Annotated in this window: 1 protein-coding gene; it reads left to right on the top strand. The window is 67.2% G+C overall.

All coding sequences use genetic code 11. The features are described from left to right. Positions 1–298: 298 nt before the first annotated feature. On the top strand, positions 299–1,462 hold a 1,164-nt coding region (locus ONA70_RS36215), incomplete at its 3' end, for a S8 family peptidase (protein ID WP_265010977.1).

Below are 1,462 nucleotides of genomic sequence, written 5' to 3'. Positions count from 1 at the left end.
TCGCCGAGGGCCCTGAACTGCATTCCACGAGTGGACCACGACGAGGGGTCCCCTCCAGGTCCGGCGCAACGGTCGGCATCGCTGGGCTCCGCGCCAGCGACGGCTCACCCACCATCTCCACCAGGTGCCGTAGATCCGGAGGCCGGCACATCGTGAATCCACATGCGACGGTAGCTGAAAGTCCGATGAAGTTTGACCTTTCGCTCCACACGCCCATCGACTAACTTGCTCCCAACGATCCGCCGAACGGGCGATCGGAAATCGGTGCCCCGCAAAGGGCGCGGGGAGGAGGACGTGCATGGCGACTTCCGTACCTGCCAGGAGGTTCCTGGCAGTCGGGTTCGCCGCGGCGGTTTCGGCCGTCGCGGTCGGCGTTGGCGCGGCGGCGAACGCCGCCCCAGCAGAGGGCACGGTCAGGGCTGCCACTGGGGCGCCGGTAGCAGGCAGCTACATCGTCGTGCTCAAGGACGGGGCCGGCGACCAGGTGCCCGCCGTGGCCCAGGAGCACGGCGCGTCGATGACCCACCAGTACCGCAGCGCGCTGAAGGGCTTTGCCAGCCGCATGTCGGAGCAGCAGGCACGCAGGCTCGCCGCGGACCCGCGAGTGGCATACGTGCAGCAGGACGGCATCTTCACCGCCACCGCGACCCAGACCAACCCGCCGTCGTGGGGCCTGGATCGCATCGACCAACGGAACCTGCCGCTGAGCAGCTCCTACACGTACAACACAACGGCGAGCAACGTCAAGGCGTACATCATCGACACCGGCATCCGGGTCACGCACAGCGACTTCGGTGGCCGGGCGGCCTGGGGCACGAACACGACTGGAGACGGTAACAACACCGACTGCAACGGGCATGGCACGCATGTGGCTGGCACCATCGGTGGCGCATCCTATGGTGTGGCCAAGAACGTGCAGCTCATCGCCGTCAAGGTGCTCAGCTGCAGTGGCAGCGGCACCACCTCCGGCGTCGTGGCCGGTGTCGACTGGGTGACCGCCCAGAAGAGCAGCAACCCGAGCCAGCCGATGGTGGCGAACATGTCACTCGGCGGTGGTGCGGACACCACGCTGGACAATGCGGTAAAGAGGTCGATCGCGGCGGGCGTGACCTACGCGATCGCAGCGGGCAACGGCAACATCCTTGGCCTGCCACAGAACGCGTGCAACTCATCGCCGGCACGGGTGCCCGAGGCGATCACGGTCTCGGCGACCGACAACACCGACAAGAAGGCGTCGTGGGCGAACTACGGCACCTGCGTCGACCTGTTCGCTCCGGGCGTGAACATCACGTCGGCCTGGAACTCCAACGACACCAGCAACAACACAATCAGCGGCACCTCGATGGCGACGCCGCATGTGGCGGGCGCAGCCGCGCTCTATCTGGCCAACAACCCGTCGGCGTCGCCGGCGACGGTCGCCGCAGCCATCGTTGAGGTCGAGCGTCGCCTCGACCGGGAGCAC

This window comes from Micromonospora yasonensis, assembly GCF_026013475.1.
GTDB lineage: Bacteria > Actinomycetota > Actinomycetes > Mycobacteriales > Micromonosporaceae > Micromonospora > Micromonospora yasonensis.
Note: the sequence above shows the minus strand (reverse complement) of the source record. Positions and strands in the feature narration are given on the sequence as shown.